This window comes from Citrobacter sp. wls706, from assembly GCF_005281305.1.
Taxonomy (GTDB): Bacteria; Pseudomonadota; Gammaproteobacteria; order Enterobacterales; family Enterobacteriaceae; genus Citrobacter; species Citrobacter werkmanii.
Map to the genome: position 1 here is coordinate 110,369 of NZ_SZXG01000010.1, position 14,824 is coordinate 125,192.

Annotated in this window: 10 protein-coding genes; 3 read left to right on the forward strand and 7 right to left on the reverse strand. The window is 52.0% G+C overall.

Annotation, left to right across the window (positions count from 1 at the left end):
* From FDW92_RS04190 to FDW92_RS04200, 3 genes are read right to left on the reverse strand one after another with little or no spacing between them, the layout of a single operon-like run.
* Nucleotides 1-1,704 (reverse strand): sugar phosphorylase, encoded by a 1,704-nt coding sequence (locus tag FDW92_RS04190; protein ID WP_042312723.1) that lies wholly within the window; start codon nucleotides 1,702-1,704, stop codon nucleotides 1-3.
* Entirely contained in the window at nucleotides 1,701-4,310 is a 2,610-nt protein-coding gene (locus FDW92_RS04195; protein ID WP_137400550.1) for a glycoside hydrolase family 38 C-terminal domain-containing protein, read from the reverse strand. The genes FDW92_RS04190 and FDW92_RS04195 overlap by 4 nt, the downstream gene beginning before the upstream one ends.
* Nucleotide 4,311: 1 nt before the next feature.
* Nucleotides 4,312-5,721 (reverse strand): fructose-specific PTS transporter subunit EIIC, encoded by a 1,410-nt coding sequence (locus tag FDW92_RS04200; protein WP_072014804.1) that lies wholly within the window; start codon nucleotides 5,719-5,721, stop codon nucleotides 4,312-4,314.
* 180 nt (nucleotides 5,722-5,901) lie between these two features.
* Between FDW92_RS04200 and FDW92_RS04205 the strand changes: the two genes are divergently transcribed.
* Nucleotides 5,902-6,561 carry a MurR/RpiR family transcriptional regulator gene (locus tag FDW92_RS04205; RefSeq protein WP_042312717.1) on the forward strand — a complete coding sequence of 220 codons (660 nt, stop codon included), beginning with the start codon at nucleotides 5,902-5,904 and terminating at the stop codon, nucleotides 6,559-6,561.
* A 4-nt stretch (nucleotides 6,562-6,565) separates the two neighbouring features.
* Here FDW92_RS04205 and FDW92_RS04210 read toward each other — a convergent pair whose 3' ends face one another.
* The 4 genes from FDW92_RS04210 to treR all read right to left on the reverse strand — a co-directional run bounded on the left by FDW92_RS04210 (nucleotide 6,566) and on the right by treR (nucleotide 11,649).
* On the reverse strand, nucleotides 6,566-7,309 hold the full coding sequence (locus FDW92_RS04210; protein WP_042312715.1) for an oligogalacturonate-specific porin KdgM family protein: 744 nt from the start codon (nucleotides 7,307-7,309) through the stop codon (nucleotides 6,566-6,568).
* A 161-nt stretch (nucleotides 7,310-7,470) separates the two neighbouring features.
* Nucleotides 7,471-9,123 (reverse strand): alpha,alpha-phosphotrehalase, encoded by a 1,653-nt coding sequence (gene treC / locus FDW92_RS04215; protein ID WP_042312712.1) that lies wholly within the window; start codon nucleotides 9,121-9,123, stop codon nucleotides 7,471-7,473.
* Between the two features lie 49 nt (nucleotides 9,124-9,172).
* Nucleotides 9,173-10,591, reverse strand: coding sequence for a PTS trehalose transporter subunit IIBC (gene treB / locus FDW92_RS04220; RefSeq protein ID WP_042312710.1), 1,419 nt, complete (start codon nucleotides 10,589-10,591; stop codon nucleotides 9,173-9,175).
* A gap of 110 nt (nucleotides 10,592-10,701) precedes the next feature.
* The gene (treR, locus tag FDW92_RS04225; protein WP_042312708.1) at nucleotides 10,702-11,649 is read right to left on the reverse strand and encodes a trehalose operon repressor TreR; all 948 of its coding nucleotides are present in this window, start codon (nucleotides 11,647-11,649) and stop codon (nucleotides 10,702-10,704) included.
* A 190-nt stretch (nucleotides 11,650-11,839) separates the two neighbouring features.
* Here treR and mgtL point away from each other — a divergent pair, with 190 nt between their 5' ends.
* Together mgtL and mgtA are read left to right on the forward strand one after the other, a co-directional pair.
* Complete coding sequence (gene mgtL, locus FDW92_RS23105; RefSeq protein WP_137350111.1) at nucleotides 11,840-11,893, forward strand: mgtA regulatory leader peptide MgtL; 54 nt, start codon at nucleotides 11,840-11,842, stop codon at nucleotides 11,891-11,893.
* A 156-nt stretch (nucleotides 11,894-12,049) separates the two neighbouring features.
* Entirely contained in the window at nucleotides 12,050-14,746 is a 2,697-nt protein-coding gene (gene mgtA / locus FDW92_RS04235; protein WP_162267390.1) for a magnesium-translocating P-type ATPase, read from the forward strand.
* Nucleotides 14,747-14,824 lie beyond the last annotated feature (78 nt).

Sequence of the window (14,824 nt, forward strand, 5' to 3'; positions counted from 1 at the left end):
TTATTCCTCCGGTTGCGTCGCGGTACGGATCCATACTGTTTGCCAGCCGGTTAGCAGGCAAGCGCCGTTAAAGGGTGTCCCCATCAGAAGATCTGTTCCTTCGGTGGGCAAAGAAAGTGGTTGTGTGATTGCAGTGAGATTGACAACACAGTACAGGGTTTCTCCCCCCATCTGGCGTTTGACACCAAACAGTGCGTCTGGCAGTTCAAGGACTTGCTGAGACGATGATGGTGAGAAAGCGGGATGCTGTTTACGTACCCGAAGTAATCTCGACAGCGCAGCATAGATCTTCGCTTGTCGGGATTCAGGGGTGACTAATGCCTGATGCGTGGCGGCGAAATCCAGCTTTTCACGGTTAATGCGACGATTTAGCCCTGATGTATTAAGCCCGTGCAGATCGTTTTCACTACCAAGAAGACTGTGGTAGTAAATTGCAGGTACGCCCCGCAGCATAAAGAGGATGGCGTGAGCGGCGGCGAACCTGGCGACCTGTCTGTCAGTAGCCTCCCCCGGTTCGCTTAATGCACTCAGGAAGTTTATATTCATTTCATAAGGTGACTGGCTGCCGTCAGGATTGGTACGCCAGGAAATACGCCCTTGCTTGCGTTCTACTTCATTGACCAGAAACGTTTTTTCTTCCGTAGAGAGGATATTTTCAACGGGTCTCAATCCAATGCCGTCGTGGCTGGCGAGAAAATTGAAAAAGGTGGTGTTGTCTGGAAACGTTTCCTGTTCCAGGCTTTGCGCCCACTGACGTAGCCAACGCGCATTGCCGCGCAGGAAAGCGTGTAACGTCAGAGGGGGTAACGGGAACTGATACACCATGTGAGCCTCATCCCCTGAACCCAGATAGCTGATATTTTCCTGATGTGGCACATTGGTTTCGGTAATCAACAGGCAGTCAGGCCAGTTCTCTTCCAGAATCGCTCGCCAGAGTTTTATGATCAGATGGGTCTGCGGCAGGTGAATACAGCTGCTGTTGCTTTCCTTCCACAGGAAGCCTACGGCATCGAGTCGAATCGCCTGGGCGCCGCGTGAGGCATACTCCAGCATAATATCAATGCTTTCCAATAAAACGTCAGATTCACGAAAATTGAGATCGATCTGATCGGCGCTGAATGTCGTCCAGATGTGTGACGTTTCCCCTGTCGATCGCTTGAAGGGGGTAAGCAACGGCAGCGTCCGTGGGCGGGTTACCAGATGATAATCCTCATCCGGATCGGCGTTGATAAAGTAGTTCTGGTAGCGAGGCTCGCCGCGAAGATAGCCCTGAAACCAACGGCTTTGCTGTGAAATATGGTTAATCACAAAATCGAACATCAAATTAAAATCGCCAGCCAGTGCCGCAATATCTGACCATTGCCCAAGATTGGGATCAATCTGCCGGTAATCCACCACGCTGAAACCATCATCGGAGGACCAGGGGAACATAGGTAACAGATGGATATCGCTGATCGTCCCTTTTAACCACAGTTTTGCAAACTGGTGGAGAATCGACAGAGGATTTTCCCCTTGCGCGCAGATGCTATCACCATAGGCGATCATCCAGATGCGGCTCTGATCTAACGGTACTGCCGTTTGTGTTTTGGGTTTCCAGTATTGGATAAGTTGCTCAATTTTTGCCGCGATTGCTTGATGATCAGCTTGCGGATAGAGCTGCGCCAGCGTCTCGCGGATAAATGTTTCACGCGGGGAATTATTCATACTTTTACGTGACGCTCCGGTTGTGGGAGAAGGAAATCGCAGGTGGCGAACGGTGCAATTTCATGGCAGTGTTCAACGGGTTCTTCCAGATAGTTAATCTGTGACATCTCTTGCAGAAATGGCGGAAGCTCAACCGGATGCTCTCCGGCATTGAAAACACGTAGGATCGTGCCATTTACCGTCTGGGCGTGGGGGAGCGCCGAAAGAATGAGCGGCTCTGGAAGCGACAGCAGGCTGAAGGTTTCTGGAAGTGAACGCGGTGTAAAATTGAGCGTGAAGCGTTCCAGGCGGTTATCCAGTGTGTTCAATTTCTGATTCTGCCAATTGAATGGCTGGCGTAGCACTCGGGTTTCCAGGCGACGTAATGTCAAATGGTCGGCGCGTTCGGCGAGAGACAACGTCAGGCTAAAATGCAGAGGCTTGTGTAACTGAGCTTCTGGCGTGTAAATGACGGTGTTATTGATTCCGGAAGCGCGCCCAGGACGCCAGGCCAGATCGTCACGCCCTAAAACGCCTGTCGATTTGAAGAGCGTCAGCGCAAGCTGCGAGGTCCCGTTTTGCAGGATCTGAAATTCCTTCATGCCCAGGCTGTTAACGATCAGCGCCTTGTTGTTTTCCGCAATGGCAATAATTCCCTCACTGGTTTCAATATCGACGGGCTTCTCGCGATAATGTTGCCGCCAGTCAGCGGGGGCATCGGCCACGGGTCGGTGAATAATGCCGAAAGGCTGTGAGGCTATTGATTCACGGGTGTGAATATCGCTGTTGATCAGCAGACGCAGACGGTGGTCGCAAACCTTGTTTTCCACATGAGCATCAATGAAAAGTTGGGCTTCACCTTGGCGTAGCTCGCATACAATCTGTACCGGACAATCTTGTGTTGCACGTTGGCTTAATGAAGAAGGCAGACTGAGAGTGATTCCTAGCGTTAAACGCTCGACATGCTGACTTTTTTCACAAGCGAGGAGCGAAAAATTATTGAACTGGTTGGGGATATCGCCCTCCAGTGGCGAAAAATCATAACTGTCGCCAGCATCTGCACAGTCTTCAAACGCCAGCAGATCAGCAATTACCCTACCGCTGCGTTTATCCTCAAACGTCAGCGTTCCACCACCCAGGGTTAGCCGATAATGCTCATTCTCAATATGGCTTTCAGCACAAGAGCGGAGCGTAGAGACTGCGTGCTCACTCTCGCGAACGGCAATATTGATGTAACCCAGCGCGGGCAACTGTGCTACGTCGATGGCGACTTGCGAGCGGTAATAAGGCGCAAGCTCAACTTCTTTTTCACCCTGCGGCGTAACCTGAATCATGCGTCCGCCGGGGAGTTCCGTTTGTTCTATCATGCTAAATGAGAGAGGCTGCTCATCAATGAAGAGCTTCAGGGAGGGCGTGCGGCTGTACAGTGTGGCGTTGATGATCCCGGACCAGGACGTAGCGCCGGGGTTTACCACAACGAGATCGTTCTCCTGGCTACTGGCCATCGCCAACTCTTTCATCACCAGATTCCACAGGCTATGGCTGAGTTGTTCGGTCTGTTCCAGGCGGTGAAGAATGTCCCGATTAGTCGCATCACTGTTGCATCCGCCTATGGAGTCATGGGCATGATTGCGTAACAGGTTTTTCCAGATTTGATCAACCCACTGGAGGTTGACATCAATGCCATGCTGGCGAGCCAGCGCGATCGTTGGCTCCAGTTTACCCAGTAAAAATTGCTCGACATCGTAATTTTTCTTTTTAATGTCGTAGCGGACGGAGCCGATGGTTTTGTGGATCCGGGTATAGCGCGGTGACTTCAACTCTCCTTGCCAGCAGGTAAATCCTTTGGCTTGCTGACGAAGCGTATCGATATACGTTTCCAGCGATGAGAGCAGGAACCGATCACCTTCTGATGATTTTTTACTGACTGTCTGCAGAATTTTCGGCAAGTTGGGATCGATGTTGACCTGATCGCCGCCGCAGGGCAGGAGCAGGTCATTCAGGCCAGAACGTTGACGGATGAGATTAACCATCGGAAAGATTTTTTCTTGCAGGTGCGCATCGTCTGGCTGAATGTTTTTGGCCGCGCCATAGCCGAACGGCATTACGCAGGCAATCACTTCCGAGCCTGACGGCGCACGCCAGATAAACTGGCTCTGCTCAGCCTGAGTATCATGATTAATGCCCCGCCAGAAAACGATGTTATCCAGGTTGCATCCGCGGAGCAGTGTAGGGAGTTGGCTGTTATGACCAGATGTATCGGGCAGATAGCCCACCATCATAGCATGACCCAGTTTTCGCGCAGAAAGAATGCCGTATTTCAGGTTGCGGATAATCGATTCGCCGTGAACGTTGAAAGTATCCGTTTGGGTATACCAGGGGCCTATAAAAAGCCGTTTGTGTTTGACGAGTTTTTTCAGACGGTTAGCATACTGCGGATTGACGGCCAGAAAATCCTCAACAACAGCGGTTTGTCCATCGAAATGGTAACAGGTGTAATCGGGGTGAATTTCTAAAGTGTCGATAACATCGGCAAAGTTTCGCGATGCCAGAATATTGCTGTCCTGTAGGGTGAAATACCACTCTTGATCCCAGTGCGTGTGCGCGATGACATGGATATGACTCATTTTACTTTCCTGAATTTGTTGCCAGTTTCGGGCTGAAGAAAAGCACGCCTAACGCGCACACCAGAGAGCCTGCGAAAACACTGATTAGATAACCCGTAACGTTGGTGGCAAGCGGCCATCCCCAAACGGCAGGCAGCGGTAAAGATTGTTTGACACCTAACGTTGTGGCAATGAGTGCGCCTGCCATTGCCCCGACCATAAATACCGGGATCAGACGGGGATTCTTCAGAATAAATGGGATCGCGCCTTCAGAAATCCCAATGAAACCCAGTAGCAGCGAAGTGCTGCCGATAGTTTTTTCTTCGCTGTTAAATACGTTAGGAAGGCCGAAGCGGTTATTGAGCAATGCAGCAATGCCGACGCCGATTGAAGGGATGACAATGGCCAGCTCTCTGGCGGTTAAATCGAAGGTCTCACTCACGCCGTTAAGTCCCAGAGCCACTGAACCCGCCGCTTTGTTAATCGGCCCGCCGAGGTCAAAAGCAGTACCTGCTGCAATCATCAGCGAGTAAAAATTGCGTCCAGAGTCGCCAGCAGAGGTAAAAAAGGTCACCATCGCCTGGTTTAGTGCGCCAAAAATTGGGTTAATCAGGTACTGCATGACAATCACCAGCGTGATACCGGTGCATATAGGCACAATCAGCATGGTTTTTATAGTGGTAATTTGCGGACGTACTTTTATCGTATCGTTGAGCCACTGCACCAGATGACCGACAAAAAAGCCGATTGCGATAGCGCCAAAAAATCCCGAGGGCATAAAACCTTCGAGATCAAAAAAGCGCTTATAGACTTCGTCAGACATAATACCGCCGATAAGGCCAGGTATTAACGCCGGTTTTCCAGCGATAGAAAAGGCGAGATACATGGCGAATACCGGGTACATAAACTTGATGACCATAAAGCCCAGTTTATCCAGCACCTCAAACGGTGTTCCGTTGATGGGAATGAATTGCCCGGTTATTTTCGCTACCGCCATGAGTAATCCACCGAGCACCACGACAGGCAACATATAGCTAATTGCCGCCATAATATGTCCGATAAAGATCTGCCAGGCGGAACGGCGTTCTTCTGGTTCGTCATTGGCGGTAGTCGTATCTTTATCCAAAGCCAGCGCCCGATGAATAGAGTGGTCGGTATTCTTGATTAGTTCCTGCGTACGTATTTTGAGATGAGGTACGTTCTCAAAACGTTCGGCATCCTGGACAGGGACATCAACCGCCAGGATGATAGCATCAGCACTGGCGATATCTTGACGGGAGAGCTTATTTTTAACTCCGTCGCTTCCTTGTGTTTCGACCTTAACGTTAAAGCCGTTTTCTTTTCCCCAGGCGACAATTTTGTTGGCCGCCATAAATGTATGCGCAATACCTGTAGGGCATGCTGTTACTGCAACTATTTTTTGTGGTGTCATTGTCAAATCTCTGAAAATAGAACTACAGGAATTATAAAGAGAAATAAAAAGTCCAATAAACGTTTGGTGATACTTATTGCGTATGGGGATACCTGAAACATGATAGTGTGATTCACATTGCAGTGTCTGGTATAAGATACGGGTATGATCAATCTATCTTTAGTTAAAGAGTGCTGTTTTATGAATTCTTTTCAAGGTAATGAAAGGTTAATATTTGAATATATACAGTGTCATGCACATGAAATCTCTGGTATTTCCGCCAAAGTGATTGCTACCGAGACGTTCACCACCACCACGTCCGTGAATCGAGTGTGTAAAAAAATGGGGTATCAAAGCTATACCGAATTGCGGTATCAGTTTTCACGAGACAGACGTGTCGCGGAGCCGGTGAAATTTAGCATAGGAAACGAAAAAGAAGAGCTGATAATACAACTATGTAACCAATTGATTAATTCAAGTCATATATTTTTATATTCACGCGGGGCATCGCTGACCAGTTTGAATTATCTTTCTCGTTTTCTTTCGCTGGCGAGTTTGCCCCATTTAATTCTCAATGACATTCACCAGCTCACACGGGTTTCCCAAGGAACGCTGGTGCTCATCAGTAAATCAGGTGAAACTGCCTCGTTAGTTGAAATGGCAAGAAATGCGTTGCGTAAAGGGCTAAAAATAATTGCGATTACCAAGAGAGGATCAACATTAGCGACGCTGGCAACACTGTGCTGGCCTCTGGACATTGATATTGATGCGATTTCTTTATACCAACGGGAAGGCCAGCTTGAACTGCTTACTGTGGTTGACCGCATCGGTTGCTATTTGCTGCAACACGATGCGGCGTGAAACATCAGAGCTGCTTAACAATCCCCAGACGCACGGCGTAATCATTTTCATGATCCCCGTGGTCATTGATGTAGGTTTTATCAAGAGATACTAACTCAACATACGGGGTCCAGCCATCGTCCAGTTTATAATTGAACGCCACGGTATGCTCCCAGTATGTATCATCACCTGTTCCCTGGTCGACACCATCCTGCCAGCGGAAACGAGGATTATAAGACATACCAAAATTACCAATATTATAGGCAAACCAGAGATCGAACTGGTGTGACTCGCGGCGAGTGTAACCGCTACCGTCTAATTTTCTGTCACTGTGGGAGTCGTTTACTGTGTTATAGCGATAGCGCGCTGAGAGATTAAGTCCATTATCAAAAGATTTCCAACCCTGAATAAAAGGTCGATAGTGCGTGTTGCTGGAAGTAAATACAGTAACTAAACCTGGTGCAATTGCATAACCATTACCTAAGTCAAAACGCCAGCGCGTTTCTATTTCTTGAGCTGCTTCAGTCACACCTTTATCATCGGGATCATTTCTATCGGTATCGCCAAAAAACGTGTCATTGTGATTTTGTGCAGCCTCAACGGAAAAATAAAAACCGTTGTCAGCCTGATGCATGACTTTAATTCTTGAGTCATTTGCTTCAGAGTTTGTGTTATGACCAAAGCGTAAATCAACTGCAGTATTCCCACACCATCCTTGGCTGCTAATCAGTAATGCTGAAATAGTACATGTTCTAATAAGATTTTTCATAATATCCTGCCGGGCAATATAATAAGAGGCAGGTGTATTTTTATTTTATTCCCCAGTGCTTGTAAATTTTATCATGGTACATTTCAGGTATCGCTATACATCCCATACGAACTGCGTAATTGAAGATACGGATAATGACGCTTATCCGTATCTTTGCGCCATTATTTTTGCACCCACCAGACGGCTTCAAAAGGACGCAGCGTCATGTCAACGGGTTGGCTGGCGACCTCGGCATAGTTGTGCATAAGCACTTGCCAGTTTCCGTCGGTATGAGTCGGTTGCCAGTTCTGGAAGGTATCACTCAGGTTGGCAATGACCAGCAGCCGCTGTCCTTGCCATTCGCGCTGATAACACCATACGAGTGGGCTGTCTGGTAACAGATCCTGGTAGTCGCCCCAGGTAATAACCGGCTCCGTTTTGCGCAAGGCGATCAGCTTCTGATAGGTGTAAAACACGGAATCGGCATCATCAAGCGCGGCTGCCACGTTAATATCCGTCGCATTGTCGCACAGTGCGATCCACGGCTCGCCCTGGGTAAATCCGGCATGTTTGCTGCCGTCCCATTGCATCGGCGTGCGGCTGTTATCGCGGGATTTACTGGCGAGGATTGCCAGCAGCTCTTCGGCATCGCGTCCCTGGCCGTTCAGTTCCGCGAACATGTTAAGGCTTTCTACGTCGCGGTAATCGGTAATCTGGCGGAAGTGCGGGTTGGTCATGCCAATCTCTTCCCCCTGGTAGATATAGGGCGTGCCCTGCATGCCGTGCAGCACCATCGCCAGCATTTTGGCGGCTGGCACACGGTATTTCCCTTCCTCGCCAAAACGCGACACGATGCGCGGCTGGTCGTGGTTACACCAGAAAAGCGCGTTCCATGCCTGATTGTGCATCCCTTGCTGCCAGTGGCGGAACAGAGTTTTGAGCGCCACGTAGTCCGGTTTGGCTAACGTCCATTTTTCACCGTTGGGATAATCCACCTTCAGGTGGTGGAAGTTAAAGGTCATCGACAGTTCGCTGCCGTCCAGCGCGGCGTATTGCTGGCAGTTTTCCAGCGTGGTGGAAGACATTTCGCCGACCGTCATCAGGCTACGTGGGGTGAAGACGTCGCGGTTCATCTCGCGTAAAAACTCATGCGCGCGCGGGCCGTCGGTATAAAAACGGCGGCCATCGCCGTCGGGATCGTTCGGGAAGTCCTGATCTTTGGAGATAAGATTGACTACGTCGAGGCGCAGGCCGTCCACGCCGCGATCGGCCCAGAACTCGCAGACTTTTTTCAGCTCGGCGCGTACCGCCGGGTTTTCCCAGTTCAGGTCGGCCTGCTCCGGGGCAAAGAGATGCAGATAATACTGCTCGCTTTCGGCGTGCCAGCCCCAGGCGCTGCCGCCAAATTTTGACTGCCAGTTGTTCGGCGGGGTGGTCGGTTCGCCGTCACGCCAGAAATAAAACTGACGATACGGGCTGTCTTTATCCAGCGCCTCACGAAACCAGGAATGCTGGGTTGAGGTGTGGTTAAACACCATATCCAGAATAATGCGTATGCCGCGCGCTTTCGCCGCTGCTACCAGTTCGTCAAAGTCTGCAAGCGTGCCGTAAGCCGGATCGACAGACATGTAGTCGGCGACGTCGTAGCCGTTATCAACCTGCGGCGAAATGTAGAAGGGTGTCAACCAGATAGCATCAACGCCCAGTTTTTGCAGATAGTCGAGACGCTGCGTTACGCCGCGTAAATCACCCGTGCCGCTGCCGGTGGTGTCCTGAAAGCTCTTGGGGTACACCTGATAGATAACGCCGTTTTGCCACCAGTGTGGAATATTCATTGCTGTTTCCTGGAGATACGATGGGGCGCAACTGCGCCCCGAAGAAAAGTTAAACAATCTGTAATGTGCCCTGACGGTATTTACGCTGGTAGACGAATGAGGTCAGTACCATCGGGATAACAATCGCGATGACCATCGCCATGCCAAATACCTGCCAGTAAGTTGGCTGAATGGAGAGGATACCCGGCAGGCCGCCGACGCCAATGCCGTTCGCCATCACGCCGTTCAGGCCGCACAGCAGACCGGCGAGACCGGAGCCGATCATCGCGCACAGCATCGGGAAGCGGTATTTCAGGTTGATGCCGTACATCGCCGGTTCCGTTACCCCGAGATAAGCCGAGATCGCCGCAGGTACTGATATTTCGCGTTCATTGTGTTTGCGGCTGGAGATAATGATGCCGACCACCGCGGAAGCCTGAGCGATGTTTGACAACGCAATCAGTGGCCATACCGGCGTACCGCCCATGCTCTGGATCATCTGCATGTCGATAGCCAGCGTGGTCTGGTGTACGCCGGTGATCACCAGCGGGGCGTACAGGAAGCCGAACAGCGCCGCGCCAATCGGCGCAAAGCTGCCGGTCATCAGATGACGGACCGCGAACGCCACGCCGTCGCCGATCATGCGGCCAAACGGACCGATAAAGGCGTGCGCAAGGAACACCGCGAGGATCAGCGAGCACACCGGGACGATCACCAGATACAGATAATCCGGGACGATGCGTTTCAGGCGCGTTTCAATAAATCCAAGCGCCAGACCGGCCAGCAGGGCCGGAATAACCTGCGCCTGGTAGCCCACTTTCTCAATGCTGAACAGGCCGAAGTTCCACACTTCCGGCACCTGTTGACCGAGCAGATAGGCGTTCATCAGCTGCGGCGAAACCAGGGTCACACCCAGCACAATACCGAGGATCGGCGTGCCGCCCATTTTCTTCACTGCTGACCAGCAGATCCCGACAGGCAGATAGAAGAAGATCGCTTCGCCAATTAGCCACAGGAAGTCGTAGAGGGTTTTCAGCGACGGATGCATCTGCGCCAGCGTCTGCCCGTTACTCATTGGCAGATCGCCGATCACATTGCGAAAACCCAAGATCAAGCCGCCGCTAATCAGCGCTGGCAGCAGAGGGAAGAAGATCTCTGCAAAATGGGAAATCAGCTGTTCATGCCACTTCATGTTCTGCCGCGCGGCTTTTTTCGCCTGCTCTTTGTCGGCACTGGCCTGGCCGGTGGTCGCCAGCAGTGCTTTGTAGTAATCGCCCACCTCGGTGCCAATCACTACCTGAAACTGCCCGGCGTTGGTGAAGCAGCCTTTGACCATCGGCAACTGCTCGATCTCTTTTGGCCTGGCATTCGCAGGCTGATTCAGTACAAAACGCAGGCGAGTGATGCAGTGACTCACCGTAGCGATATTGTCGCGCCCGCCTACCAGCTCAATCAGCCGGTCGATGTCTGCTTGTTTTACTTTGCTCATTATTAAGCCCTGTTGTTGACCTGCCGCCAGAGTATCTCTTCGATGAATATTTAAAAATGGGAACGTTCCCGAAACGCAGCGAAGATCACAAATTAGCGCTCAGAAAGCGATCAGGCGAGGGTGGAGGGAATAACGATTTGTCGCAGTTCGCTACGGCCGTTGATCTGCTCGATCAGCTGTGAGGCCGCTTGTCGTCCGGCCTCAGCGTAGCCTGGATCGACGGTGATAATTTCCGGATGGAGGAATTTCATCAGCGGTGTGCTGCCCACACTCGCCAACTGCAGATTTTCAATCCGCTGCTCCTGCAGATATTTGCTGACCCCAAGGGCAAGGGTATCCGTCGCACAGACTAAGGCGGTGGTTTCCGGGGTGATGACACTGGCGGCCTGCTCATAACCCTGCTTCATGGCCAGACCCGGCAGTGCGGCAACCGGATGCAGTTTGTGTTTCTTACAGAATGCCAGGTAGGCTTCATGACGGCGCTTACCAGTGGTCACGTCGCTATGGGGAACACCAAGAAAGCTAATATGGCGGTGGTCGCGATCGTATAAACGCTGCATCAGGTTATGAATAGCACCCTCATCGTCATAGCAGACGGAGGCAAAGCCTTTGGCATCTCTGGCCAGCAGTACCAGAGAATCCTGCCAGGAGGTGAGCATCGTTTCGGTAATGCCGGTAAAACCAAACAGCACCACACCGTCAATATTGCGGCGTCTGAGCATGCCCAGATGTTCTTCGACCAGTTCAGGCGAGAACTGGCTTTCCATCATGATCGGATCGTAACCCTGCTCATAAAAAGCGGGCAGCATGGTCTGTACGGCGAGATTTTCTGAAAGCGAATCCAGGCGCGTGACAATAATCGCCACCACCTTGTCGCTTTGCCCACGCATGGCGCGTGCGGAGCGGGAAGGGGAAAAACCGTGCTGATTCATCACCGCTTCGACGCGTTCACGAGTACGTTCGCTGACGCCACTTTCGTTGTTGAGAACGCGGGAAACCGTGGATTTCCCCACACCGCTTAAGCGGGCGATGTCTTTAATGGTCAGCCGATTTTGCATCCTGTTTTCCCGTGTCGCGTGTGAAGTTATGCCAAAAGAGAATAACTTTACTCAAGCACAGCGCAATGGGCAAAGTCTGGTATACGTTTGGTTTAGTTTCCATGGTTTATCATACCGCCATAATTGCCACAAACCTTATGGTTTTCTGCGTATAATCCGCAGCGCTTATCTTTCACTTACCGGAGGCTATATGGATCCCGATCCCACCCCTCTCCCGAGACGGAGAAACAAAACTTTCCGGTAAGCCTGTCTTTCACTGTCTTACCGGATGCGTAAGACAGTGACGTTCTGACGTCCCTGTTGTGATTTGAAAATTGCCATCAGGCAAGGCTTTGCCACGCCTGAAGGATTTACTGCGCCCGTTAAGACTGGCGCAGGGGGACTGCCTATGTTCAAAAATATGACTCGCCAGCTGTTTGCCCGGCTTAACCGCCATTTACCGCATCGTCTGGTACATCGCGATCCGTTGCCCAATGCGCAAACCGTTGCCAGCACGCCGATCCCGCCCTCGCTGAGCGAACATTGCCTGAAAATGGCGTTGATGGACGAAGCCGCGCTGTGGAAAACGTTTGGCGCGCACCCGGAAGGATTAAACGCTACAGAGGTCGAGAACGCTCGTGAAATCCATGGCGAAAACCAGTTGCCGGCGCAGAAGCCGTCGCCGTGGTGGGTGCATCTGTGGGTCTGCTACCGCAATCCGTTTAATATTCTGTTGACCATTCTTGGCGCCATTTCCTATGCCACTGAGGATCTGTTCGCTGCTGGCGTCATCGCGCTGATGGTCGCCATCTCGACGCTGCTGAATTTTGTGCAGGAGGCGCGTTCCACCAAAGCAGCAGACGCGCTGAAAGCGATGGTCAGCAACACCGCCACGGTGCTGCGTGTGATCAACGAAAAAGGGGAGAACGGTTGGGTTGAACTGCCGATCGACCAGTTGGTACCCGGTGATGTTATTAAGCTCGCGGCAGGGGATATGATCCCGGCGGATTTACGTATCGTCCAGGCGCGCGATCTGTTTGTGGCGCAGGCTTCGCTGACCGGTGAATCGCTACCCGTGGAGAAGGTCGCAACCAGCCGCGACCCGCAGCAAAGCAACCCGCTGGAGTGCGATACCCTGTGCTTTATGGGCACCAACGTGGTGAGCGGTACAGCGCAGGCTATCGTGATTGCGACCGGAGCCAATACCTGGTTCGGACAACTGGCGGGCCGCGTCAGCGAGCAGGAAAGCGAGCAGAATGCCTTCCAGAAAGGGATCAGCCGCGTCAGCATGTTGCTGATCCGCTTTATGCTGGTGATGGCGCCCATTGTGCTCATCATTAACGGCTATACCAAAGGCGACTGGTGGGAGGCGGCGCTGTTTGCGCTGTCTGTTGCGGTGGGGCTGACCCCGGAAATGCTGCCGATGATCGTCACCTCGACGCTGGCGCGCGGGGCGGTGAAGCTGTCTAAACAAAAGGTCATCGTCAAGCACCTTGATGCCATCCAGAACTTTGGCGCGATGGATATCCTGTGCACCGATAAAACCGGGACCCTGACCCAGGATAAAATTGTGCTGGAGAATCATACTGATATTTCCGGCAAACCCAGCGAGCACGTTCTGCATTCTGCGTGGCTGAACAGCCATTACCAGACCGGGCTGAAGAATCTGCTGGATACGGCGGTGCTGGAAGGCGTGGATGAAGAATCTGCCCGCCAGCTCTCTACCCGCTGGCAAAAAATCGATGAGATCCCGTTTGATTTCGAACGTCGCCGCATGTCGGTGGTGGTTGCGGAAGAAACTGATGTGCATCAGCTGGTGTGCAAAGGCGCGCTGCAGGAGATCCTCAGCGTCTGCACCCAGGTGCGCCACAACGGCGAGATTGTCCCCCTGGATGAGGGCATGCTGCGTCGGGTAAAACGCGTCACCGATACGCTGAACCGTCAGGGGCTGCGCGTAGTGGCGGTGGCCACCAAGTACCTGCCCGCGCGCGAAGGTGATTACCAGCGTATTGATGAGTCGGATCTGATCCTCGAAGGCTATATCGCGTTCCTCGATCCACCGAAAGAGACCACCGCTCCGGCGCTGAAAGCGCTGAAAGCCAGCGGTATTACGGTGAAAATTCTCACCGGTGATAGCGAGCTGGTGGCGGCAAAAGTGTGCCATGAAGTGGGGCTGGATGCGGGCGATGTGGTGATTGGCAGCAGCATTGAAGGGTTAAGCGATGACGAACTGGCAAAACTGGCCCAGCGCACCACGCTGTTTGCCCGCCTGACGCCGATGCACAAAGAGCGCATTGTTACGCTGCTCAAGCGTGAAGGCCACGTGGTTGGCTTTATGGGCGATGGCATCAATGACGCTCCTGCGCTGCGCGCGGCGGACATCGGTATCTCTGTTGATGGCGCGGTCGATATTGCGCGTGAAGCGGCGGATATTATTCTGCTGGAAAAGAGCCTGATGGTGCTGGAAGAAGGGGTGATCGAAGGACGCCGTACTTTTTCTAACATGTTGAAGTACATCAAAATGACCGCCAGTTCTAACTTCGGTAACGTGTTTAGCGTACTTGTGGCGAGCGCCTTTTTGCCGTTCCTGCCGATGTTGCCGTTGCACTTATTGATCCAGAACCTGCTGTACGATGTATCCCAGGTGGCGATTCCGTTTGATAACGTCGACGAAGAGCAGATCAAAAAGCCACAGCGCTGGAATCCCGCCGAACTGGGCCGCTTTATGATCTTCTTTGGGCCGATCAGCTCGATCTTTGATATTCTGACCTTTTGCCTGATGTGGTTTGTCTTCCATGCCAATACGCCAGAGCATCAGACATTGTTCCAGTCGGGCTGGTTCGTGGTGGGCCTGCTGTCGCAAACGCTGATTGTGCATATGATCCGTACCCGTCGTGTGCCGTTCATCCAAAGTCGCGCCGCATGGCCGCTGATGCTAATGACGCTGGTCGTGATGGTGGTGGGCATTGCATTACCGTTCTCGCCGCTGGCCAGCTATCTGCAATTGCAGGCGCTGCCGCTGAGCTACTTCCCGTGGCTGATTGTGATTCTGGCGGGCTACATGACATTGACCCAATTAGTGAAAGGTTTTTATAGCCGTCGCTACGGTTGGCAGTAAACATCAAACTTCTCAGCAGGATGGTGTAAATACCATCCTGCATTTCTCTTTTTCATTCGAAAGATATTCCCACGAAAT